This window comes from Pseudomonas sp. MS19, from assembly GCF_013277615.1.
Lineage (GTDB): Bacteria > Pseudomonadota > Gammaproteobacteria > Pseudomonadales > Pseudomonadaceae > Aquipseudomonas > Aquipseudomonas marincola.
The window spans coordinates 177,148-199,544 of sequence record NZ_VBTO01000008.1 but is presented as its reverse complement, the minus strand read 5'-3'; the positions used below and the strand labels follow the sequence as shown (position 1 = coordinate 199,544).

General features: G+C 58.5%; 20 protein-coding genes. 13 read left to right on the top strand and 7 right to left on the bottom strand.

All coding sequences use genetic code 11. The features are described 5' to 3' along the window. Positions 1–29 precede the first annotated feature (29 nt). The 4 genes from FEZ62_RS08115 (at position 30) to FEZ62_RS08100 (ending at position 3,178) form a co-directional block, all read left to right on the top strand. Positions 30–1,142 (top strand): TRAP transporter substrate-binding protein, encoded by a 1,113-nt coding sequence (locus FEZ62_RS08115; RefSeq protein ID WP_090512419.1) that lies wholly within the window; start codon positions 30–32, stop codon positions 1,140–1,142. Positions 1,143–1,303: 161 nt separating this feature from the next. Then, a complete protein-coding gene (locus FEZ62_RS08110; protein WP_172927362.1) occupies positions 1,304–2,143 on the top strand; it encodes a TIM44-like domain-containing protein in 840 nt (279 codons plus the stop codon). Positions 2,144–2,276: 133 nt separating this feature from the next. After that, complete coding sequence (locus FEZ62_RS08105; protein WP_090512425.1) at positions 2,277–2,645, top strand: VOC family protein; 369 nt, start codon at positions 2,277–2,279, stop codon at positions 2,643–2,645. Between the two features lie 125 nt (positions 2,646–2,770). Further along, on the top strand, positions 2,771–3,178 hold the full coding sequence (locus tag FEZ62_RS08100; protein WP_069899988.1) for an SMI1/KNR4 family protein: 408 nt from the start codon (positions 2,771–2,773) through the stop codon (positions 3,176–3,178). 82 nt (positions 3,179–3,260) lie between these two features. Here the strand turns inward: FEZ62_RS08100 and FEZ62_RS08095 are convergent, their stop codons facing one another. Both FEZ62_RS08095 and FEZ62_RS08090 read right to left on the bottom strand, forming a co-directional pair. Then, positions 3,261–3,908, bottom strand: a complete 648-nt coding sequence (locus FEZ62_RS08095) for a GntR family transcriptional regulator (RefSeq protein WP_172927361.1) — start codon at positions 3,906–3,908, stop codon at positions 3,261–3,263. A gap of 63 nt (positions 3,909–3,971) precedes the next feature. After that, positions 3,972–4,751 carry an SDR family NAD(P)-dependent oxidoreductase gene (locus FEZ62_RS08090; RefSeq protein ID WP_172927360.1) on the bottom strand — a complete coding sequence of 260 codons (780 nt, stop codon included), beginning with the start codon at positions 4,749–4,751 and terminating at the stop codon, positions 3,972–3,974. Positions 4,752–4,885: 134 nt separating this feature from the next. On the opposite strand from FEZ62_RS08090, the gene FEZ62_RS08085 reads away from it, so the two are divergent. From FEZ62_RS08085 to FEZ62_RS08065, 5 genes are all read left to right on the top strand, one after another. Further along, positions 4,886–6,277: an aspartate aminotransferase family protein gene (locus tag FEZ62_RS08085; protein WP_172927359.1), complete on the top strand. Its 1,392-nt coding sequence runs from the start codon at positions 4,886–4,888 to the stop codon at positions 6,275–6,277. 65 nt (positions 6,278–6,342) lie between these two features. After that, complete coding sequence (locus FEZ62_RS08080; protein ID WP_172927358.1) at positions 6,343–7,710, top strand: glutamine synthetase family protein; 1,368 nt, start codon at positions 6,343–6,345, stop codon at positions 7,708–7,710. Between the two features lie 324 nt (positions 7,711–8,034). Continuing rightward, positions 8,035–8,793 (top strand): SDR family oxidoreductase, encoded by a 759-nt coding sequence (locus FEZ62_RS08075; protein WP_150547941.1) that lies wholly within the window; start codon positions 8,035–8,037, stop codon positions 8,791–8,793. A gap of 186 nt (positions 8,794–8,979) precedes the next feature. Further along, entirely contained in the window at positions 8,980–9,462 is a 483-nt protein-coding gene (locus FEZ62_RS08070) for an acyl-CoA thioesterase (protein ID WP_172927357.1), read from the top strand. Between the two features lie 95 nt (positions 9,463–9,557). Next, positions 9,558–10,022 carry a DUF3301 domain-containing protein gene (locus tag FEZ62_RS08065; protein ID WP_172927356.1) on the top strand — a complete coding sequence of 155 codons (465 nt, stop codon included), beginning with the start codon at positions 9,558–9,560 and terminating at the stop codon, positions 10,020–10,022. Positions 10,023–10,037: 15 nt separating this feature from the next. Here the strand turns inward: FEZ62_RS08065 and FEZ62_RS08060 are convergent, their stop codons facing one another. Continuing rightward, complete coding sequence (locus FEZ62_RS08060; RefSeq protein ID WP_172927355.1) at positions 10,038–10,916, bottom strand: alpha/beta hydrolase; 879 nt, start codon at positions 10,914–10,916, stop codon at positions 10,038–10,040. A gap of 64 nt (positions 10,917–10,980) precedes the next feature. Beyond that, on the bottom strand, positions 10,981–11,958 hold the full coding sequence (locus tag FEZ62_RS08055) for a CobW-like GTP-binding protein (RefSeq protein ID WP_172927354.1): 978 nt from the start codon (positions 11,956–11,958) through the stop codon (positions 10,981–10,983). Between the two features lie 118 nt (positions 11,959–12,076). On the opposite strand from FEZ62_RS08055, the gene FEZ62_RS08050 reads away from it, so the two are divergent. From FEZ62_RS08050 to FEZ62_RS08040, 3 genes are all read left to right on the top strand, one after another. Further along, complete coding sequence (locus tag FEZ62_RS08050) at positions 12,077–12,430, top strand: NADH:ubiquinone oxidoreductase (RefSeq protein WP_069899997.1); 354 nt, start codon at positions 12,077–12,079, stop codon at positions 12,428–12,430. A gap of 414 nt (positions 12,431–12,844) precedes the next feature. Further along, complete coding sequence (locus tag FEZ62_RS08045; protein ID WP_150547947.1) at positions 12,845–14,761, top strand: putative nucleotidyltransferase substrate binding domain-containing protein; 1,917 nt, start codon at positions 12,845–12,847, stop codon at positions 14,759–14,761. 8 nt (positions 14,762–14,769) lie between these two features. Beyond that, complete coding sequence (locus FEZ62_RS08040) at positions 14,770–15,495, top strand: 3'-5' exonuclease (RefSeq protein ID WP_242454930.1); 726 nt, start codon at positions 14,770–14,772, stop codon at positions 15,493–15,495. An 83-nt stretch (positions 15,496–15,578) separates the two neighbouring features. Here FEZ62_RS08040 and FEZ62_RS08035 read toward each other — a convergent pair whose 3' ends face one another. Continuing rightward, positions 15,579–17,246 (bottom strand): BCCT family transporter, encoded by a 1,668-nt coding sequence (locus FEZ62_RS08035; protein ID WP_172927352.1) that lies wholly within the window; start codon positions 17,244–17,246, stop codon positions 15,579–15,581. A 224-nt stretch (positions 17,247–17,470) separates the two neighbouring features. Here FEZ62_RS08035 and cls point away from each other — a divergent pair, with 224 nt between their 5' ends. Then, positions 17,471–18,916: a cardiolipin synthase gene (gene cls, locus FEZ62_RS08030; protein ID WP_172927351.1), complete on the top strand. Its 1,446-nt coding sequence runs from the start codon at positions 17,471–17,473 to the stop codon at positions 18,914–18,916. Between the two features lie 31 nt (positions 18,917–18,947). On the opposite strand, the gene FEZ62_RS08025 is transcribed toward cls, so the two are convergent. Both FEZ62_RS08025 and FEZ62_RS08020 read right to left on the bottom strand, forming a co-directional pair. Then, positions 18,948–20,159, bottom strand: coding sequence for a PepSY-associated TM helix domain-containing protein (locus FEZ62_RS08025; RefSeq protein ID WP_172927350.1), 1,212 nt, complete (start codon positions 20,157–20,159; stop codon positions 18,948–18,950). 51 nt (positions 20,160–20,210) lie between these two features. Next, complete coding sequence (locus tag FEZ62_RS08020) at positions 20,211–22,298, bottom strand: TonB-dependent siderophore receptor (protein ID WP_150547950.1); 2,088 nt, start codon at positions 22,296–22,298, stop codon at positions 20,211–20,213. Positions 22,299–22,397 lie beyond the last annotated feature (99 nt).

Sequence of the window (22,397 nt, the reverse complement as noted above, 5' to 3'; positions counted from 1 at the left end):
CACAACTGTCACTCTGGGGAGACACATTGATGAACCGCCGCACTCTGCTCGGCGCCGCTGCCGCGCTACTCGCCGCCTTCGGCATGACTGGCTGCAAGGAAGAAACCAGCCCTGCAAAGCAGGCACCCGCCGCTACCGAGGCCGCTGCAGCACCTGCAACCACATTCCACTGGAAGATGGTTACCGCCTGGCCAAAGAACTATCCGGGCCTGGGCACTGCGGCGGAGCGACTGGCTGAGCGCATTGCGACCATGAGTAACGGCCGTCTGACCATCAAGGTATATGCCGCAGGCGAACTGGTTCCGGCGCTGGAAGTGTTTGATGCTGTGTCTCGCGGCACCGCTGAAATTGGCCATGGAGCGGCGTACTACTGGAAAGGCAAAGTGCCCGCGGCGCAGTTCTTCACTGCGGTGCCATTCGGTTTGTCAGCCAGCGAAATGAATGCCTGGCTAAGCAAGGGCGAAGGCCAGAAACTCTGGGACGAAGCCTATGCCCCGTATGGCGTAAAGCCGCTGGTAGTGGGCAACACCGGCATGCAGATGGGCGGCTGGTACAACAAGGAAATCAACTCGCTGGACGACCTCAAGGGTCTGAAAATTCGCATGCCGGGTTTGGGTGGCGAAGTGCTCAGCCGTTTGGGCGCAACCACCGTCAACCTGCCGGGCGGCGAAGTATTCACCGCGCTTGAAACCGGTGCAATTGATGCCACCGACTGGGTTAGCCCTTACAACGACCTGGCATTTGGCCTGAACAAGTCGGCCAAGTATTACTACTTCCCGGGCTGGCAGGAGCCGCAAGCGGTGCTCGAACTGTTGGTCAACCAGAAGGCGCTCGACAGCCTGCCAGCCGACCTCAAGGCGATTCTTGAAGAAGCCACACTGGCGGCCAATCAGGACATGATGGATGACTACGTCTATCACAACGCCGTTGCCCTGGCTGAACTGAAGAAGCAGAACGTGGTACTCAAACGTTTCCCGGATGAAGTACTGGCTGCAATGAAAGCCAAGTCCGGCGAAGTACTCGATGAGCTGGCCAGCCAGAACGAGTTGAACGGGCGTATCTGGACTTCGATGAAGAACTTCCAGGAGCAAGTGACGCCGATGCACGAAGTGGCTGAAAAAGAGCTGTACGACTGGCGGTAACCCTCCTCCTCCAAACCCTCGCAGCCAGAAACTGCGGGGGCTTGGCCTGTTCGGTAAAAAGCCGAAACATTCTCTGTCTGGTCTTCCTTCCCTGCCTGGCGCAGTATCCCGCGCAAAGCTCCATTGTCAGCTAACCACTCATAACCAAGAGAAATTTCCTAATGCAGCGTTTTCTCAGCCTTGCCATGGCCTTGTGCCTGGCGATGACTTTTAGTCTTCACGCCGAAGCCAAACGTTTTGGCGGCGGAAAATCTTTCGGCTCCGCGCCGAGCCACCAAACGCGTCAGGCAGCACCTGCATCGCAGCCAACCGCCGGTGCAGCAAAGGCTGGCGGTGCGGCCGCCGCTAGCGGTGCTTCTCGCTGGTTAGGCCCATTGGCTGGCCTCGCAGCGGGTGGTTTGCTGGCTTCGATGTTCATGGGTGACGGTTTTCAGGGCATGCAGATTTTCGATTTCCTGATCATCGGCCTGATCGCCTTCCTGGTATTCCGCTTTATCGCGGCGCGCCGTCAGGCTGCTCAGCCACAAACTGCCAATGGCGCCCCGATGTCGCGTGAAATGCCACAAGCAGCGCCAGCCGCTTCGATTTTCGGTAACAACGCCGCTGCCGCCAAGCCGGTAATCAACGCGCCTGCCTGGTTCAACGAGCAGAACTTCATTGCCGCTGGCCGTGAGCACTTCCTGAGCTTGCAGCAGCACTGGGACGCCAACGAAATGGACCAGATCAGCGAGTTCGTAACGCCGCAACTGCTTGAGTTCCTCAAGCGCGAGCGTGCGGAGCTGGGTGATGCCTTCCAGTCGACTTACATCGACGACCTCAATGTGCAGCTGGATGGCGTTGATGACCAGAGCGACAAGACTGTTGCCACGCTGACCTTCAGCGGCCTGTCGAAAACCTCGCGCTTTGATCAGGGCGAAGCCTTCAGCGAAAGCTGGCGCCTTGAGCGTGAAACTGGCGACAACCAGCCTTGGATTGTTGCCGGCATTCGCCAGAACGCCTAAAGCCAAACCCCGGTCGTTACCGCCGTTTGCAGGGCTGCCTATTCAAGGTAGTGATCTGCAACCGGTTGTAGCACCGGGGTTTTTCTTTTCGGCTAGAGTGGCTTGATCAATCCAACACAAAGAGAGCACTCGCATGATCGGATACACCACCGTAGGTTCCAATGATCTGCCAAAGGCCAAAGCCTTCTATTCAGAACTGCTCGGCGAAATGGGCTGCAGCGCACTGATGGATCTGGGCCGCATCGTTCTGTTTGGCAAAGCACAAGGCCAGCCGATGTTTGCCGTTTGCACCCCGTTCGACGGCCAGCCGGCAACTGTCGGCAACGGCAACATGGTGGCATTGGCGCCCGGCTCGCGCGCAGCCGTCGACAGCCTCTATGCCAAAGCCATGAGCCTGGGCGCCGCCTCGGAAGGCGAACCTGGCGAGCGTATGCCCGGTTTCTACGGCGGCTACGTGCGTGACCTTGAAGGCAACAAGCTGGCATTCGTGCACATTGGCTAAATTTCCTCGCCACTGGACTGTTTGCCTGCGCTTGGCTGCTGTATAAAGCGCCCATCAGACGCTAATGCGCGGCTTATTCAGCGCGCATTCATACTGCCAGCCATCCGCCTCTCAGGAGCCTGCCCGTGGAAGAAATAATCGATCAACTGCGCGAATTGAACGAACCCGTGCCAGTGCCGCTGGAATTGCCGGAAGAAGAAACGCTGGTCGAAATTCAGGAACAAATCCTCATCCATCTGCCGTTTGGCCTGCATGAATTTCTGCTCAAGGTCAGCGACGTGGTTTACGGTCGTCTGGAGCCGGTCACGGCTTGCGACCCGCAATCACACACCTACTTACCGGAAGTCGCATCAGTTGCCTGGTCGTTGGGCGTACCGCGTGAGTTGGTGCCGCTCTGCGAAGACCGTGGCAACTACTACTGCGTAGAAGAAGACGGCACCGTCGTACTCTGGGAAGCCGACACCGAAGAGCTCAACGAAGAGAGCTGGGAATCGGTCTGGCACTGGGCGCGTGACGTCTGGCTGGAAAGCTGATCAGAAATCTGGCCATGCAAGCCACAAAGGCCCTTGAGCGATCTGCTTCAAGGGCCTTTGTGCTTTAAGCGCCGGTCATTTATCAGGCGGGTTCCAACGCCAGCAGATTGAGCAAAAAACGCCCAAAATAAGTTAAATCCTGCTCAACTGCATGGCGCACGCCTCCGCTATCGCCCGCCTCAAGGGCTTGCAGCGCCTGCAAGTGGAAGTCATTCAAACGCGGCGACAGATCGGCTTCGGTGAACAGCCGATTGAAGAACGGCCCGACTTGCAGCCACAGCGACTCGATCATCCGCAGCAGAATCGGATTGCCGCATGCGTGGTAGAGAATCAGGTGAAACTGGCTGTTTTCGTGCAAGTACTTGCTGAGGTCACGGCCTTCCAGCGCCACCTCCATTTGCTCGACACAGCGGCGCAATTGGGCGATTTGCTCAGCACTTAAGCGCTCGGCAGCCAACTCGGCGGCCTGGCCTTCGAGATTAAGCCGAACCTGCAAGATATGCTTGAAGCGTTCGTCGGTCATCAACGGTACGCGCACCGAGCGCTGCTGCTCGCCTTCCAGTGCGCCCTCGGAAACCAGACGTTGTAACGCCGTGCGCACGGGCATCGGGCTGGAACCCCACTGCGCGGCCAGGTCACGAATCTTCAGGCGCTCGCCGGGCATATATTGGCCGCTCAACAATGCCTGTCGAATGTTCTGGTAAAGCGTCTCTTGCAGGTTGTCACTCATCAACCACCTCCGTAGCGGGCGGTGCGGGCAACTGACTGAACGTGATTAAACAGTTATTCATGGTTACGGAGCCTTATTCTCGATAATGCAATTTCCGCCATCGACCACCAGCACTTCGCCGGTGATGTAACTGGCTTCCGGGGAGGCTAAAAAAGCCACGGCGCTAGCCACCTCTTGAGGCTTACCGGCGCGGCCAATTGGCGTGTATTTGGCTGCCTCGACCTCCTCTGCGGTGCTCGATCCGGTAGCAATCCAGCCTGGAGCGACACTGTTGACGGTAATCCCCTGCTTGGCCACCTCCAGCGCCAATCCCATGTTCATGCCGAGCATCCCGGCTTTGGCAGCGCTGTAGGCCGCCTCGCCCGGATTACTGCCGCGAGTGCCGGTGGTTGAGCTGATATTGACGATGCGCCCGTAACCGCGCGCCTGCATGCCGGGCAATACGCCACGAGTCAGCAGGAATGCAGTCGTCAGATTGCGCGCCAGCGACAAATTCCAGCTGACCAGATCGGTGCTTGCCAGCGCCGAGAACGGTTCGGGACTGCCCAACATGGCCATCCCGGCATTGTTCACCAGAATGTCGATGCGCCCCCAAACACGCTCAGCCCACGTCACCAGTTGCTCGACTTGAACCTCATCCGTGAGATCGGCGGGACGGCCTTCTACGCAGAATCCTTCACGGCGCAACTCAGCCACGCGCTCGGCAATTCGGGCGCTGCTAGCGGTGATGATCAGCTTGACCCCAGCACGGCCCAGGCGCCGGGCGATGGCGATTCCAATACCGTCCGGGCTGCCTGCACCGCTGATAAGCGCAACTTGTCCTTGCCATGCCGAGTCTGTCATCTCACACCTTTGTGATCACATAGTTAAACAGACACTAACAAATCAAACAGCTTGTCGCAGCAAATAAACCAGCTATTGACACAAATGTGATCACAAATACAAGATGTGCAAAAATTCGAACGAGGTGTTCAACCATGACAGCCAGCGGCATCAGCCCATCCGCCGTAGAAACTTTCAGCCAACGCGAGCGCGAGCGGTTTCTGGCCCGCAACCCAAGATCTGCTGCATTGGCAGAGCGCGCCCGCCACTCGCTGTACGGTGGCGTGCCGATGCATTGGATGGCCGACTGGTCGACGCCGGTTCCGTTGTTTGTCGAGCGCGCCAAAGGGGCTCGCTTCTATGATGTTGATGGCCACGAGTACACCGACTTTTGCCTGGGCGACACTGGCAGCATGTTCGGCCACTCACCAACGCCGGTCGCCCGCGCCATGGCCGAGCAAGCCGAGCGCGGCCTGACCACCATGCTGCCCGGCGAAGATGCGGTGGTGTGTGGCGAGTTGCTTGCCGAGCGTTTCGGCCTGCCATACTGGCAAGTCACCGCCACCGCCACCGACTCCAACCGTTATGTACTGCGCTGGGCGCGGGCCATTACCAAACGCAACGTGTTGCTGGTGTTTGATGGCTGTTATCACGGCACCGTGGACGACGTCATGGTGCGCAACCAGAACGGCGCCACCGTGCACCGCTCGGGGCTGGTCGGCCAGGCGTATGACCTCACGCAGTACAGCCGTTCGATCCCGTTCAACGATGTCGACGCACTGGAAGCCGCCTTGGCTCAAGGAGATGTCTGCGCACTGCTGTGCGAACCAGCCATGACCAACATCGGCATGGTTTTACCCGAGCCTGGCTTCATGCAGAAATGCCGCGAGCTGACACGTAAATACAACAGCCTGCTGATCATCGACGAGACGCACACCATCTCCACCGACATAGGCGGCTGCACCCAGCTGTGGCAACTTGATCCGGACTTTTTCGTGGTCGGAAAACCGATTGCCGGCGGCATGCCCTGCGGAATTTTCGGCTGCAGCGCGGCAATGGCAGAAGCCATGCAAGAGGTGCAGAAAGCCGGGAGCGAAAACAGTCACGGCCATGGCCACAGCGGCATGGGCACCACCCTTTCAGCCAACGCTTTGGCAATGCATTGCATGCGCGCCAACCTCGAACAGGTAATGACGCCAGCCGCCTACTCGCACATGTTGCCGCTGGCCAAGCGCCTCGCCGATGGCTTTCGCGGGTTGATCAACAAGCACCAGCTGCAATGGTCGGTGACCGAGCTGGGTGCACGCAGCGAGTTCCAGTTCTGTGCGGTTTCACCGAAAACCGGCGCCGAAGCCGAAGCGGCATTCCACGATGAGCTGCAAATGGCCCTGCACCTGTACTTGATCAACCGGGGCATTCTGATCACCCCGTTCCACAACATGACGCTGTGCTGCCCGGACACCAGCGCGGAAGACGTCGACCGCCTCATCAGCACGCTGGATCAGGCGCTGAGCGAGTTGCTGGCCATCCCCGGTGCGCGCGAATAAGCCCAACCCCAACAAATTTATAAGGCGCAACGCGGCCCAGCCCGGCGCCTTTGGTGAGAAAACCCATGCAATTCGCTCAGATTGATGAAGCCCGCGACTTCCTCGAAAACAATCCACAGGTGCGCAGCATCGAATTGATGCTGTTCGACGCCAACGGCATTCCGCGCGGAAAGTTGTTGCACCGCGATGAACTGCTGGCGATTTATCAAAACGGCCGCGCCCTGCCCAGCTCGATTCTGGCGCTGACCATTAACGGTGAAGACGTCGAATCCAGCGGGCTGGTCTGGGAAGTCGCCGATGCAGACTGCTGGGCTTATCCACTGCCGGGCAGCCTGTGCCTGCAACCATGGCGCAACGTACCGACTGCGCAGCTGCAAGTGAGCATGCACCCCGAGCGCGGTTTACCGGCCGCGCCAGCAGACCCGCGTCATGTGCTGATTCGCGCGATAGACCGGCTCAAAACCGAGGGTTATCACCCGGTCATGGCGGTTGAGTTGGAGTTCTACCTGCTGGATAAGCAGCGCGACGCTAACGGTCGCCCGCAAGCCGCCCTGCAGAGCAATGGCGTGCGACCGCAAGCGCCGCAGGTATACGGCGTATATGAGCTGGAGCAGTTGCAACCGTTCCTGGATGACCTCTACGCCGCCTGCGAGGCGCAAGGTTTACCGGTACGCACGGCCATTTCGGAATACGCCCCGGGCCAGCTCGAACTGACTCTGGAACACCGCTTCGATGCGCTGCAGGCGATTGATGAAGGCATGCGCTACAAGCGACTGGTCAAGGGCGTGGCCAGCCGTCATGGATTGCAGGCGTGCTTTATGGCCAAGCCATTTGGCGATTTGTCCGGCAGCGGCTTGCACATGCATGTCAGCCTCGCCGACGAGCAGGGCAATAATCTCTACGCCAGCGAAGACCCGCACGGCACCGACCTGCTCAAGTATTCGGTAGGCGGCATGATGGCAACGCTCAACGACATGCTCGCGGTGTTCTGCCCGAACGCCAACTCGTACCGCCGCTTCCAGGCCAACAGCTACGCGCCACTGGCGAAGAGCTGGGGCGTCAACAACCGCACCGTATCGTTCCGCGTGCCGAGTGGGCCGGCCAACAGTCGCCATATCGAACACCGGATCTGCGGTGCCGACGCCAACCCGTATCTCGCCGCCGCAGCGATCTTGAGCGGTATCCACAAAGGCATCCGCGAGCAAATTGATCCGGGAATGCCTGTGACCGGCAACGGTTACCAGCAAAGCCACGAAACCCTGCCGACAGACTGGCTAACTGCACTGCGCTCGCTGGAGGCTTCGAGTTGGGCCAAGTCGGCGTTCGGCGTGGATTTCCTCAAGGTCTATCTGGCTATCAAGTGGGAAGAGTTCGGCCAGTTCATGGGCGAAGTCAGCGAACAGGACTGGCGCTGGTACCTGACTCACGCCTGAGTTTCCTCGTGGCGAAGTGCCCGCTGGTGCTGCGTTTGCAAGCAAGCATCGGCGGATATTAAGGCAGGACGAACGGATACGTCTTCGATACAGCCGGGCGCATCTGCCATCACCGGTCCATGCCACGCACCAGAACGAGATCGCTCTGCTGGAATTTAAATCACTCGAGCCAATCAAATCTCCCAGCAGAGTTGGCCGCAGCGTATATGCTCAGGACAACCCGGCCAGCCGAGTGCACAAAGGTTGCTCACGCAGGCCTGCGGCAAGCATCATGTTGCGGCACAGCAACAGCACGGAACCATCCCAACCCGGAGGAATGTCACTATGAGCACCCCTGTTGTCTTGATCACTGGCGCTGCTGGTGGACTTGGTCGGGCCATTGCCAAGCGCTTCTCAACGAGCCATTGGCGCGTGACAGCGACAGACGTCGACAAAAGTGGGCTGCATTCACTCAACACATTGGTGCCGCTGGATTACAGCGCCACGGCCGATCTGCGCAGCGCCAAGAACTGCCACGATTTGATTTCGGCGGTAATGGCCAGTGCTGGCCGTATCGATGCCGTGATCAACGCCGCCGGCGTGTGGCGCGAAGGGCCGGTCGAGAATTTTCAGGAGGACGACTTTGATCAGGTAATGGGCGTCAATCTCAAGGCAGCCTTCTACCTCAGCCAGGCGGCGATTCCATTCCTCAAGGAGAGCCGTGGTGGCATCATCAATATCTCCAGCGACGCCGGACGTCAGGCCTATCGTGGCTCAGCGGCATACTGCGCGAGCAAAGCAGCACTGGTGATGCTGAGCAAAACCATGGCACTCGAACTGGCCGAGTTCGGCGTGCGGGTCAACACTGTGTCGCCCGGCGATATCGCCACACCGATGCTCGACTATCAAGCCGAGCGCTATGGCAATGGCAACCCCAAAGCCTACAAGCGCGAGCTGCTCAGCCAGTACCCGCAAGGGCGTGAAGCGCGCTTCCTGCGGCCCGAAGAAATCGCCGAGCTGGTCTGGTACCTCTGCCAGCCACAGGCAGAAGCAATTACTGGCGCCGACATGGCCATCGACTTCGGCCTTTCTGCCGGCAAATAAGTCTGAATTTTGCATCCCTTACAGGCCCTGCTTAAGTAGGGCCTGCGTCTTTGTGGCGCGGGCTAATTTGCACTGCTCTGCCCCGTAGCGATTAAATATGCCCTGATTAGTGACCCTCAAACGCCAACGACACTCTGATCAGTAACATCCCCGATGTTCTCAACCCCGCATAAAGAGCCTTAGCCAATGGAAGCCGGAAACGCGCAACTCTCGATGACCGTCCTGATGACTCCGGACATGGCCAACTTCTCAGGCAAGGTACACGGCGGCACCCTGCTCAAATACCTCGATGAAGTCGCTTATGCCTGCGCCAGCCGCTATGCCGGCTGCTACGTGGTGACCTTGTCGGTTGATCAGGTAACCTTTCGCGAACCGATTCAGGTGGGCGAACTGGTGACGTTCCTGGCTTCGGTCAACTACACCGGCAACACCTCGATGGAAGTCGGCATCAAGGTCATCACCGAAAACATTCGCGAACGCTCGGTACGCCACACCAACAGCTGCTTCTTCACCATGGTCGCGGTGGATGACAACGGCAAATCGATCAAGGTACCGCCGCGTCAGCCGCAAACGCCCGAAGAGCACCAGCGCTTCCACAAAGGCCAACGGCGCCGGGATATCCGCCAGGAAATGGAACGCCGCTACAAACAGCTGAAAGACCTCGGTTAATCACCGGCACAAGACAGCCCTGTGCATGGCTGGCAGAATGAGTTAACCCGCAACGCTATTGCGCCAAGCTGCCAGCGCGCACCCGGAGCCAAGTAATGCTGACCCTCGGCAACATTTTTGTACTGATGCTGCTGGCAACAGCCGGCGCCTGGCTTTGGCACGCCCACGGTTTACGCGAAAGAACCCTGGCGCTGGTCAAGGCGCATTGCGCCAAAGCCGATATCGACCTGCTGGATGAAAACGTCGCGCTGCGCAAAATCACCCTGCTGGCCGACGCCCGTGGGCGCAAGCGGCTGGCACGCATCTACAGTTTCGAATTCACCGTCACCGGTGAGCAGCGCCATGTCGGTCGTGTGGTCATGTTTGGCCAGCAGATGGGCCGCATCGAACTTGAGCCGCATCCATTTCGCCAACCCATGGATGATGGCCCGCAAGTGATTAATGCGCGACCTTCTCCGCCGGATGCAAGTGCGGAGCAACCGAATACGGCCCGTCCGCGGACTTCGCAGGTGATCGAACTGGATCAGTGGCGCCGCGAGCATCGCCCGCCCCGCGACTAACCGAGGCAAAGTTTCTCAGCTATTCCCGAGCAGGGCCGCTGTAACCCGGGCGGCTGTGTCCTCGGGTTGTTCCTGCACAAAGCAATGCCCGCCCGGCACAGTATGCGCACTGACATGCGCATTACTCGCGCACCAACGAGCAACTGACTTGGCCACAAACGGATACGTGTTCTGCCCGACTATCACCTGCGTCGGCGTGGTCACGCGGGCCAAAGACGGCCAGAGGCGCCTGGGATAAGAGCCAAAAATATCGGCCTCGCGACTGGGTCGACACTTGAGTTCGACTGCATTGTCGGTGTCTTTCAGCGCATGGTTGATGTAGGCCAGAAATGCCGGTTCAGTCCAACCCCGGAACATCCCACGATTATGCAGGCTGGCATACGCCGCTTCCCGGTCCGGCCATGTACTGCGTCGTTTCAGTGCGCGAGTAGCCTCGCCGTGACGCTTGCTCAATCCAGCAACATCAGACAGCGCCATGACCCCGATCATGGCCTTGGTAAACAGCACCGGATCGAGCAACACCGCGCGTTTGAACAACTGCGGCTGCTGGGCCAGCATCAAGCTGGTGAGCACACCGCCAAAGCTGTGGCCGACGGCATAGCGCTCAACATCGGCAAACATCGGGGAGCCAACGGCGAAGGCTTCAAGTGCCAACTCGGCGCTGCGATTCCAGCCATGAAATCGCCCACCGTGATCACTGTCGCCGTGGCCCTGAACATCACACAGCCACAGATCAAAGTCCGCTGCCAGCAACTCCAGCATCGGCTCATAAACACGCCCGCAGTAGCCGTTGCCATGAATGAAATGCAGCACGGGTTTGCCGCTGGACGGCGTATGCCAGCCGCGCAACGTGAAACCTGCTGAGCTTTCGTGTGACCACTGAATGAGTTGCATAGCCTGCGCCTGTAGAAATCAGCGCGCAGTTTAACCAGCGCCCGCCTGCTGGCGAAAGCGCAACTCAAGCGCCAGAGGTATCCAACACGCAGCGGCTCACGCCAGCCGTTAATGCCTGAGCGTCTTGTGCGCTGCTGAAAATCAGTTCAAGGCGTGAGTCCTTGCGCCACTCGCTGGGTTTGAAGTGCAGCGCTTGTTGCGCCAGCGCATTGGCCGAGTAGCAGCCTTGCGCCGTTTGCAGCAACAACTTGGCACGACGCCACGGCAACCCGAGCAAAAACGCCTCGATGCGCGACAGTTCAAAATGCTGACCGGGATGCCAGCGCCAACCGATACTCCAACCCTCGGCTTGCTGCTGAACCTGGGTGATGGGTTGCTGCGGATTTTGCCAAACCTGACCCAAGGCAGGGCCAGTCGCCGGCAAGGCGATCGACTGTTCGCCAGCGACTGCCGAGTACTCAATGCCCGGCAGTTTGGCCAGCGCTAACTGGCCCTGCGTGGTCCATACAATTGAGTTATCCACAAACTGCGCGGCCACACTGAGCTTATCGCGTGAAGTCAGACTCTCTGCCTTGTTAAGCACCAGCAATCCGGCTTTATCCACAGCCTGCTGCTGGCTCTCAGGCAATGCAACTCCCTGCGCCAACGCAACCGCATCCAAAACCATGACCAACGGCTGCACTGCCAGCACGTCCTGCCAAGGCGACGCTTGCAGTTGCTGGAGCAGACTATTCGGGTGCCCAAGCCCGGATGGCTCGATAAACAGCCGATGCGGCTTGACCTTGCGCAGCAGTCGGCTCAAACCCACCTGAAACGGCACGCCGTTGACGCAACACAGGCAACCTCCCGCCACTTCGGCAATCGCCAAACCGTCTTCATCGCGACTCAACAACGCGGCGTCCAGGCCGATCATGCCAAACTCATTGATCAATATCGCCCAGCGTTCGTGCGCGGGACGCTGCGCCAACAGGTGATCGATCAGGCTGGTTTTACCGGCGCCAAGAGGCCCTGCTATCAAGTGAGTCGGAATGTTTTTGAGCATGGCCTGAACCTGGTCGTGTGAGGCAAAAATAAGCAGCGCGATCACAGCATCGCAGGGCGGCGCTGACGCAGAAATGGCGGCGTGCTAGAGTCGCCGGAATTGATCCGGAGGTGGCCGCATGCGTTGCTTTGCAGTACTGGCGTTGAGTGTAATGTCGAGCCTGGCTTGGGGCGAGGCCTGTGTTGTGCACACTCAGGCGCAACGCCTGGACGTAAAAGTTTGCCAGCAGAACCGCAGCATCCCACCCAACCTGTTCCGCAGCGGCTTCTGCAAGCCCGAACTCAAAGGGCAAAAGGTTGATGTCGCCTTTGTCGAGCAATGCCCGACAGGCGCTTTCGGCGTCTGCCGCAATGCCAAAATCAACGGTACGCCGTACCAGCAAGACATCCACTATTACGGCGTCGCCAGCGACAGTAACTTCCTCAAACCCTTTTGCGAGCAACAGAGCAAAGGGGTGTGGATGAGCCGCTAGGGTCACGTTCAAAAAGCTCAACGTTTTCACCAATGCCACAAAAAGTACACATTAGTGTCATCTGCAAAGTGCTTAATAACTGCGGGAGACTCACGCCCCTGCTGATCATGTGTTGGCAGAACATTAATGGTGCTTAGGACCGCGATCTTCGCGGTCTTTTTTTGTCTGCGATTTGCCTTCGCCTAGTCCATTGCACTCACAACCAGAAAGATCTGTCATCTGCGCAGCGCCCGAGTTCCAGCTCCGCAGCAACTGAACTCTCGCCAGCGTTCCACGTGGAACCTATTGAAATAACAGCAACTTTTGATAGAACAACCCGGCAGGAGGCCCGACAAACAAACAGTGGCCCTCTGAACAGGCTATAACCTGTATCGTTGACCCTAATTGTCGAAAGTTGCAACACGCGAGGATCGCATGCAAATCGAGTTGATCGAAATCAGGGACCACCTAAGTCGCTTTCCGCCGTTTGATGGCCTGCCGGAAGATACGCTGGACGAGATAGCGCCTCAGGTCGAGATCAAGTACTTCAAGGCGGGCACTGACATCCTCAGCTATGGTGCCCCGATTCATGATCTGCACTATGTGCGCTCGGGCGCAGTCGAGATTTATCGGCGTGACGGTGACCTCTACAACCGCCTGACCGAAGGCGATATTTTTGGTCAGTTCGGCCTGCTGCGTAACAACAAAGTCCGCCTGCCGGCGCGCGCAATTGAAGACAGCCTGATCTATTTTTTGCCCGCGGCGCTGTTCCACCAACTGTGTGATAACCATGACAGCTTTGCCGACTTCGTCGAAGCCGAAGGCCAGTCGCGCCTGAAGTCCGCTGTCGACTCGCATGGCAAGGCCAGCGACCTGATGAAGATCAAGGTGCGCAAGCTGGTTAGTCGTATGCCGGTAACCGTTGGCCCGCGTGCAACGGTGCAGGAAGCGGCGCAGGCGATGACGCAAGAAGGCGTCTCGTCAGTGCTGATTGTTGATCCCGACTCAAGCTGGCCCAATCCTGAGCGAGTCGAGCCTTTGGACAAGCCTGTTGCGAGCATGATCGGCATTGTTACCGACCGCGATTTCCGTACTCGCGTAATCGCCGAAGGCCTGCCGCCAGAGACGTCCGTGTGTGATGTCATGACTGCTCACCCGATCACTGTGCAATCGGATGACACGGTGTTTGAGGCCATGTTGCAGATGCTGCGCAACAATATTCACCACCTTCCGGTGCTCAGCCGGCGGCGGCCGATTGGCATGATCAACCTGGCGGATATCATCCGCTACGAGTCGCAGAGCAGCCTGTATCTGGCTAACAGCATCTACAACCGCAAGTCGGTCGCCGAGCTGCAGGCTCTGGTGCCGGATCTGCGCTCCACGTTCCTGCGCATGGCCAACGAGGAAGCCAGCGCGCACATGATCGGCAGCGCGATGGCTGGCATCGGCCGGGGCTTTACCCAGCGCCTGCTGGAGTTGGGCGAGGAACAATTCGGACCGCCGCCCGTGCCTTACAGCTTCATGGCACTGGGCTCGATGGCGCGTGACGAACAGTTGATTGTCACCGATCAGGACAATGCGATGGTGCTCGACGACAGCTTTGACCCGAAGCTGCATGATGAGTATTTCCTCAAGTTGGCCACTTTTGTCAGTGATGGCCTCGCCGCCTGCGGGTATAGCTACTGCAAGGGCGGGATCATGGCGACCAACACCAAATGGCGCCAACCGCTGCGCGTGTGGAAGCGCTACTTCAATGACTGGATCGACAAGCCCAGCGCCCAGACCTTGCTCAATGCCTGCATTTTCTTCGATCTCGACAGCGTCTACGGCAATGCCGATCTGGTTGAAACACTCAAGGAACTGCTCGCCGACAAGGCCAGCAACAGCCCGTTGTTTCTCGCGGCGCTGGCGCGTAACGCACTCAATCGAACGCCGCCGCTGGGCTTCTTCCGCACCTTTGTGATGGAAACCGACGGCCAGCAGAAACACATCATCAATCTCAAGGGCCGAGGTACGGCGCCGCTGACTGACTTGATCCGCGTGCACGCGCTGGCTTGTGGCGCCACCGCGCAAAACTCGTTGGAACGCCTTGATGCCATCGCCGCCACCAAACTGATGCCGCAGGAGGCGATCAACCACCTGCGCTATGCATTCGAGTTCCTGTCGATTGTGCGCATCCGCCATCAGGCGCTGGAGTTGGAAGAAGGCCGTGTGCCGAACAACTATATCGAACCCGAGAAAATCTCAGCCACAGACCGGCACAATCTCAAAGAGGCCTTCCAGGTACTGAGCAACGCGCAAAAGTTTCTCCGTTTCCGCTACCCGGCGCACCCGGCAGGTAAGTCGAGATGAGCCTGTTCATGCCGCGTGAGCGCGAGCCGCAAACAGTTGCGCCAAACTGGCAGGCGCATCTTGCAGCGCTGGCTGAAACGGCAAAGGACTCGCACCTGCGCGGGTTTTATTCCGCCGGTGTACCCGCAGCAGACACGCCAATACGCGACGTGCCGATGATTGCGCTGGATGTCGAAACCACCGGCTTGCAAGTCGGCACACATTCTATTGTCAGCCTGGGCCTGATGCCTTTCGACCTGAATCGGATTCATTGCGGCCAGAGCAAATACTGGGTAGTAAAGCCGATGTCTGAACTCAGCAGCGAGTCGGTGGCGTTCCATCACATTACCCACTCCGACATCGACAATGCCCCCCGCCTCACCCATATCTTCGAGGAGTTACTCGACGCTATGGCCGGCAAAATTGTGGTGGTGCATTACCGCAACATCGAGCGTGAGTTTCTTAATCATGCGGTGCATGTACACCTCAATGAAGGCCTTAGTTTTCCGGTAATCGACACCATGCAACTGGAGGCTCATCTACATGGCAGCCAGTTGAAGCAGAGCTTGTGGAGCAAATTGCTGCGCCGCCAACCTTTGTCGATTCGCCTGGCCGACAGCCGCCTGCGTTACAACCTGCCGCATTATCAAGCGCATCACGCGCTGACCGATGCAATGGCAACAGCCGAGCTGCTGCAAGCGCAGATCGCCACGCATTTCTCGCCTGACACGCCACTCGGCGATCTCTGGCTGTAATACAGACCGAAAGACTTGAACAGCGCCCAATAAAAAAGGCGCGTCCGAAACCGGACGCGCCTTTAGCTGTAGCAGCGAGCGTTTTACCGCGGCTCGGACATCAAGCCTTTGACGATGGCAATACAACCCACCAACAGCACCACGGTAAACGGCAAGCCGGTCGAAACAGACATTGCCTGCAAGGCGCCGAGCCCGCCACCCAGCAGCAGGGCGATGGCCACGATACCTTCGATCAATACCCAGAACACCCGCTGTGGCACCGGCGCATTGACCTTGCCGCCAGCGGTGATGGTATCGATTACCAGAGAGCCGGAGTCGGACGAGGTGACAAAAAACACCACCACCAGCACGATACCGATGAACGAGGTGATCTGCGCCAGCGGCAACTCAGCCAACATGGCGAAGAGCTTCAGTTCCAACGCAGCATCCTGCACGCCGGTAAAGCCGTCAGTGACCAGTTGGCCGATGGCGGTGCCACCGAAAGCAGTCATCCACAATACCGACACTATTGAAGGCACCAGCAATACCGAGACGAGGAATTCGCGAACGGTACGGCCACGGCTTACGCGCGCGATAAACATGCCGACAAATGGCGACCAGCTAATCCACCAGGCCCAGTAAAAGGCCGTCCAGCCTTGCGTGAAGTTGGCATCTGCCCGGTTGAACGGGTTAGCCAGTTCAGGCAGGTAGGTGGCGTAAGCTGCCAGGTTGCTGAAGAAGCCGGTGAAGATCGCCAGAGTAGGCCCGACGACAATGATGAACGCCAGCAGCAGGAAGGCCAGTCCCATGTTGATCTCGGAAAGGATTTTCACACCCTTGTCGAGGCCCGCAAGCACTGACAGCAAGGCGATGCCGGTGATACCGACAATCAAAAATACCTTGTTGGTATTCGACACCGAGAAGCCAAACAGGTGATGCAATCCGCCCAGCGCTTGTTCAGCACCCACACCCAGAGAAGTCGCCAGACCAAACAGGGTGGCAAATACCGCCAGGATATCGACGATGTGGCCAGGCCAGCCCCATACACGCTCACCCAGCAGCGGGTAGAAAATCGAGCGGATGCTCAGGGGTAAGCCTTTGTTGAAGGAAAACAGCGCAAGCGCCAGACCAACAACCGCGTAGATCGCCCACGGGTGCAAGCCCCAGTGGAAAATGGTTGCAGCCATTGCCAGGCTGGCAGCGGCCTTGGGATCACCCTCGGCACCGCCCAACGGCGCCCAGTCGGTACGCACGCCGTCTGCGCCCACGGTAATGCCGCCCATGGCAGATGAGAAATGCCCCATCGGCTCGGCAACGCCGTAGAACATCAGGCCGATACCCATACCGGCGGCGAACAGCATGGAGAACCAACCGATATAGGTGTAATCCGGCACGGCCTCTTTACCGCCCAACCGCACCCGGCCCAGCGGCGAAACGACCAGAGCGATACACAACAGCACGAAGATATTTCCGGCGCTGAGGAAGAACCACGCCATGTGGTGGGTCAGCCAGTCCCGCAGGGATGTAAACAGCGGCTCTACTTCTGTTTGCAAGGCCATCGTCAGTACGACAAACAACACCACGACCAACGCCGAAATGCTGAAAACCTTACTGTGGATGTCCATGGAAAACAGGAACTTACCGGTGTAGTTGTCCTGCCCGATAACATAATCCGTGTCGATCAGATTGGACTCGCCGCTAGGCGCGGGAATACTGTCTGGCCGGTCATCAACTGGCTTTGCAGCAGGGTCTTGCGAAGGGTCTTGGCCCATGAATAGCTCCTTTTCTTGGTCTTGCTGACAATCATGTGCAGCTTAAATCCGCACAACTTTCAGCCGACTCGCAATCGACTCAACCAACCATACTAACAGTCATGCGCCAATCGTGCAGTCTGGGGGACTACTACTCTGCACAAGCCCAGCCAATTAAACTTTAGACTAACGCCAGCCAATCACTGCACTATCTCTGCTCTGAACGCTCAATAAAGGACTAAGTAATGCTCGCGGATTTCGGCATGCCCCATTTTCTCAGCTACCTGCTTATCTCCATTCACCTGTGCGGGCTGATTGCCGCCGTTCATGCCGTGCTCACCGTGCGTACCGCGCAAGGCGCGCTGGCCTGGGGTTTGTCATTATTCTTCATGCCCTACCTGACCCTGTTGCCCTACATCGTATTTGGCCGCAGCCGTTTCGACGCTTACGTGAAAGCGCGTCGTAAGTGTGACGAAGAGATGCGTCAGGCCATGGCCTCGCTGGACTCCAAGCCGTGGCTGGCAGAAGCAGAAGCCGCTCGTGAGTCGCCGCTGTACCGTCGTCTGCGCGCACTGCCCAAGCTCAGCCGTTTGCCGTGCCTGGCGAATAATCAGGTCAAGTTGCTAGTTAACGGACAAGATACCTTTGCCGCCATCTTCACGGCCCTGAGCCAAGCGCAGAAGGTGGCGCTGATTCAGTTTTACATTGTTCACGATGACGAACTCGGCAAACGCATGCATCAAGCCATGCTTGAACGCGCAGCAGCAGGCGTGCAGGTTTACTTCCTGTACGACGGTATCGGCAGCCATGCCCTCCCCGCAGCCTATGTCGACAGCCTGCGCGCTGGCGGCGTAAACGTCAGTGAGTTCCCAACGGGCGGCGGCATCCTTGACCGCTTCCAGCTGAACTTCCGCAATCACCGCAAAATCGTCGTGGTCGATGGCATCACCGGTTTCGTTGGCGGCCACAACGTGGGCGACGAGTACATGGGTAAAGACCCCAAGCTCTCGCCGTGGCGCGACACCCATGTGCAGATTCACGGGCCGGTGGTGGCGAGCTTACAGGTGTCGTTCGCGCAGGACTGGTTCTGGGCCACCCATGAACTACCCAAGCTGGTACTGCCAGAGCATTTCGACGCGGGCGGAGTGCTGTGTCAGGTCATCCCCAGCGGGCCGGCAGACCCGCAGGAAACCGGTTCGCTGTTGTTCGTCGAAGCGATCCATGCCGCCAATGAACGCATCTGGATCTCCACGCCCTACTTCATTCCGGATGAGGCACTGGACGCGGCCTTGCGCCTGGCGGTGCTGCGCGGTGTCGATGTGCGCGTGATGATCCCCGCGCATGGCGACAGCAAAGTGGTTTCGGCCGCGACTCGCCTGTACGCCTTTCAGGCCATGAAAGGCGGCATTCGCGTGTTCTGCTACCAGCCCGGCTTTATTCACCAGAAGGCCATGCTTATCGACTCTGGCGCCGCCATCATCGGCAGCGCCAACTTCGATAACCGCTCGTTCCGGCTGAATTTCGAAATCAACCTGCTGACGGTGGATAACACCTTCGCCCAGGAGGTTGAGCAGATGCTCAACGATGACTTCAAACTGGCCCGTGAGCTGCAAACCGCTGACCGCAAAAGCGTCAACGTCCTGCAGCAATTCGGCATGCGCGTCGCGCGTCTGGTTTCGCCGATCCTCTAATGCCTCAGGCAAGAGTCAGTTGGCCAACGCGCTAGCTGACGGCCTGCTTCAGCACACTGCGGCGTTCGCGGCCGAGCACCCGCGAACGGCGCTTTCTGGCCCAAATCACCAGCCCAGTGATGGATAAACCGGCAACCGCCAAGCCCATCACCGACACCAGAATACGCCCCGGCATGCCGAGAATCCGCCCTGAATGCAGCGGGAACTGTGCCTGCATGAAAATATCCCCGGCACTGCCGGTGCCCGGAATCGAGTGGCCCACCGGCTCGCCAGTCTGGCCATCGTAATACAGCCACGGATTGCCCAGCCCGCCATCGCCATGATCATTCTCGGCGGTGTAGAAGCCGACGCCATACACATCAAACTCCGGCGAATAGAACACCCCGCCCGCCGGGTTGGTGATCCCCAACTCAGGAGCATCGCTGCTGGCCCGCGCAACCACCTGCGCCCGGTTGATCGCAGGCGTTACCTGCTGATCGAGGCTCACCGGCGTGCGACTGGCAAACGGGCTCGGCGTTAGCGGCGAGAACAGCTCAACCAGCGGCCGGGTGACCTGCACATTGAGGTTCATCGACACCGACGTAACTGCCAGCACCAGCAACAGCAACCAGATCCACACACCGCCTGAACGGTGCAGATCGAAGTTGAGCTTGTAGCCGCCCTGACGCACACGAAACGCCAACGACTTGCGCCACGCGCGCCAGCTGGGGAACGACAACCACAGCGCAACAAAGGCATCCAGCGTCCAGACTATGGCCACGATCCCGAACAGCAGAACGCCCAGCTCAATGCCAAAACCATCGGGAATATGCATGCTGTAATGCAGCTTGTAGAGAAACGGCATGAGGTTTTCGCGGGTCAACGACACCGCGCCCCACATGCGCTTGCCCTGCTCTTGCGCTGTAACCGGGTCGAGTGCGAGCTGGTTGAAGCCCAGCTCATAGGCTTTGTTGGTGGCCGGGTCGACGCGCGGATTAACGCTCATGCCAAAGGCATGGCCGGGCTCGGTGTACAACGGCATGAAGCCGACCTGCAAACGCGGGTCGCGCGCCTCCAGTTGATCGGCCAACTCCAGCGGCGATTGCGGGGTGCCCACCGTGGTGGACTTGAACAACGTGGGGTTAAGCCACTCGTCGATCTCGTGATCCCAGGAAATGATCGCGCCGGTCAGGCCGGAGACAATCAGGAACACCGCGATGAATAAGCCAAACCAGCGGTGTAAACGAACCAGTGCTGCGCGCATAAACTATCCCATAAGCCGCGCCCCGCAATGCCGCTTGCGGGGCGCCGGTATTCAGTATTTCCAGCTGACCGTCATGCTGGCGTTACGTGGGGCACCGTAATAGGCCTGCGTCCAGTACAGGCTGGTCAGGTACTTTTCATCGGTGAGGTTGTTGAGATTGGCCGAGACGTTCCAGTGCTCGTCGATCTCGTAACTGGCCATCAGGTTGACCAGTGCGTAGCTGTCCTGCTCGGCAATGCCGTTGTAAATTTCGTCCTGCCAGCTGAGGCTGCCACCGACCTTGAGTTTGTCGATGCCGGGCACCCGATACGTCGTGGATGCACGCACCATATGTTTGGGTGCGTAGGTCACCGCATGGCGGTCATCGGCATCGGTGATATCAACAAAGGTGTAGCCGGCGGTGGTCTGTAAACCAGGCAGCAGTTCGCCGGAAACCTCCAGTTCATAACCTTCGCTGGTAATCCCTTCGGCGGCTGAGTAATAGGTGGTCGCGCCGCTCATGCCGGCCACTTCGGCAATATTGTCCTGCTCGGTGCGGAATACGGCGAACGAAACATTCACCGTATCGTCGAACAACTCACCCTTAATACCGGCTTCGTAGTTCACCCCTTCGATTGGATCGAGTCGGTCACCGGCAAAGGTTTCTTTGGTTTGCGGAGTGAATATCTCGGTGTAACTGGCGTACAGCGAATACTCATCGTTAAGGTCGTACACCACGCCGGTATACGGGACGATTTTGTTCTCACTCGTGGCCTTGCTGTCACCGTAGTTCTCGCCTTCGCTGTCGAGATCAATCGCACGCGCGCCGACAATCAGGCTCAAGCTGTCTGCCAGGCTGAAACGCGCCGCCGAATAGGCGCTTTTCATCTTGTCGGTGAAGTCACTGCCGGCACTTCCGGCGTCATTCAGTGGCTTGGCATAGTCGCCATTCCAGCTTTCCAGTGGCGGCAATGCGGTGCCGGTAGTGGAGTCGTACCACGACAGATCCTCAAGCTCGGATTTCGACCAACTGGCGCCGACCACCAGCTCGTGCTGTCGACCGCCAAGCATGAACGGGCCGTTGGCGTACACGTCTGCGATCAGCTGCTTGTTCTTCTCGTTGTACTCGGACGGATAGCTGAACAAACCCAGCCCGGTATCGCGATCAGGTTCGCCGTAGACATAAAACATCGAGCCATCGCTGGTCTTCTCGACATAGGTGAGCACGCCTTTGGCTTGCCAGCCGTTGTCGAAACGGTGAACCAACTCGGCGAAGCTGCGATTTTCCTGATTGTCCCAGTAAGCCCAGTCGGTTGCGGTGCTGGTCGATACGTCGTAATTGGTCGGCGAGCCATCACTGAAATTGAGCGGCAAAGCGCCCCACATCGGGCTGTTGGCGTCGCTCTTTTGCAGGGTGTGGCCGATGCTGAACATCGTGCGCTCATCAAGATCTGCCTCGATGATCCCGTAAAACACGTTCTTCTCACGCGAGTAACGGTCGAGATAGGAGTTCTTGTTTTCGTTGGCGTAGACCACTCGCCCACGAATATTGCCCGAATCAGTCAGCGCACCCGAGGCGTCGACATCGATGCGCCGCTTGTCCCAGGAACCGGCGGTGAGATCGATCGATGCTTGCGGGGTAAAGGTCGGGCGCTTGCGGATGAAGTTGATGGTGGCCGACGGGTTGCCGGTGCCGGACATCAAACCGTTGGCGCCGCGCACCACTTCAATCCGCTCGAACATGGCGGTGTCGAGATCGCCTTCGACGTTGCCGTAAACAAACGGAATACCAATGCCGTCGTATTGGAAGTTGGTGATATCAAAACCGCGCGCGGTGTAATAGGTGCGGTCGGTTTCAACTTCTTCCACCTGAATCCCGGTGGTGTATTTGAGGGCATCGTTAACGCTGTCTAACTGGAAGTCCTGTAGCTGCGCACCGGTGATGGTCGACATCGACTGCGGCGTTTGCCGTGGCGTCAGATCGAGCTTGGTCGCCGCGCTGCTGCTGACTGGCTTGTAGCTATCAGGATCTTCGGCGGCGGTGCTGCCCACAACGGTCTGCGCTTCGAGCGTGACGCTTGCCTGATCTTCGGCCCATGCATGAGTGCAGCTGATTGTTGCAGCGATGGCCAGCGCCAAACGGGTCTTGTACGACAACACAGAACTCCCCTTCCAGGAAATCTGGATGTTCTACAGCCGTCCGCAGCACCTCAGGGCACCCAAGACAGCCTGGATCACCCAGCACTATTGATAATGGTT

Coding starts and splice junctions, on each gene's coding strand:
- FEZ62_RS08040 (WP_242454930.1), top strand. CDS start 14,770: ATGCCGCGTGAGCGCGAGCCGCAAACAGTTGCGCCAAACTGGCAGGCG.
- FEZ62_RS08060 (WP_172927355.1), bottom strand. CDS start 10,916: ATGCAACTCATTCAGTGGTCACACGAAAGCTCAGCAGGTTTCACGTTG.
- FEZ62_RS08085 (WP_172927359.1), top strand. CDS start 4,886: ATGACAGCCAGCGGCATCAGCCCATCCGCCGTAGAAACTTTCAGCCAA.
- FEZ62_RS08090 (WP_172927360.1), bottom strand. CDS start 4,751: ATGACAGACTCGGCATGGCAAGGACAAGTTGCGCTTATCAGCGGTGCA.
- FEZ62_RS08045 (WP_150547947.1), top strand. CDS start 12,845: ATGCAAATCGAGTTGATCGAAATCAGGGACCACCTAAGTCGCTTTCCG.
- FEZ62_RS08115 (WP_090512419.1), top strand. CDS start 30: ATGAACCGCCGCACTCTGCTCGGCGCCGCTGCCGCGCTACTCGCCGCC.
- FEZ62_RS08050 (WP_069899997.1), top strand. CDS start 12,077: ATGCGTTGCTTTGCAGTACTGGCGTTGAGTGTAATGTCGAGCCTGGCT.
- FEZ62_RS08035 (WP_172927352.1), bottom strand. CDS start 17,246: ATGGGCCAAGACCCTTCGCAAGACCCTGCTGCAAAGCCAGTTGATGAC.
- FEZ62_RS08080 (WP_172927358.1), top strand. CDS start 6,343: ATGCAATTCGCTCAGATTGATGAAGCCCGCGACTTCCTCGAAAACAAT.
- FEZ62_RS08105 (WP_090512425.1), top strand. CDS start 2,277: ATGATCGGATACACCACCGTAGGTTCCAATGATCTGCCAAAGGCCAAA.
- FEZ62_RS08095 (WP_172927361.1), bottom strand. CDS start 3,908: ATGAGTGACAACCTGCAAGAGACGCTTTACCAGAACATTCGACAGGCA.
- FEZ62_RS08070 (WP_172927357.1), top strand. CDS start 8,980: ATGGAAGCCGGAAACGCGCAACTCTCGATGACCGTCCTGATGACTCCG.
- FEZ62_RS08065 (WP_172927356.1), top strand. CDS start 9,558: ATGCTGACCCTCGGCAACATTTTTGTACTGATGCTGCTGGCAACAGCC.
- FEZ62_RS08110 (WP_172927362.1), top strand. CDS start 1,304: ATGCAGCGTTTTCTCAGCCTTGCCATGGCCTTGTGCCTGGCGATGACT.
- FEZ62_RS08025 (WP_172927350.1), bottom strand. CDS start 20,159: ATGCGCGCAGCACTGGTTCGTTTACACCGCTGGTTTGGCTTATTCATC.
- cls (WP_172927351.1), top strand. CDS start 17,471: ATGCTCGCGGATTTCGGCATGCCCCATTTTCTCAGCTACCTGCTTATC.
- FEZ62_RS08055 (WP_172927354.1), bottom strand. CDS start 11,958: ATGCTCAAAAACATTCCGACTCACTTGATAGCAGGGCCTCTTGGCGCC.
- FEZ62_RS08075 (WP_150547941.1), top strand. CDS start 8,035: ATGAGCACCCCTGTTGTCTTGATCACTGGCGCTGCTGGTGGACTTGGT.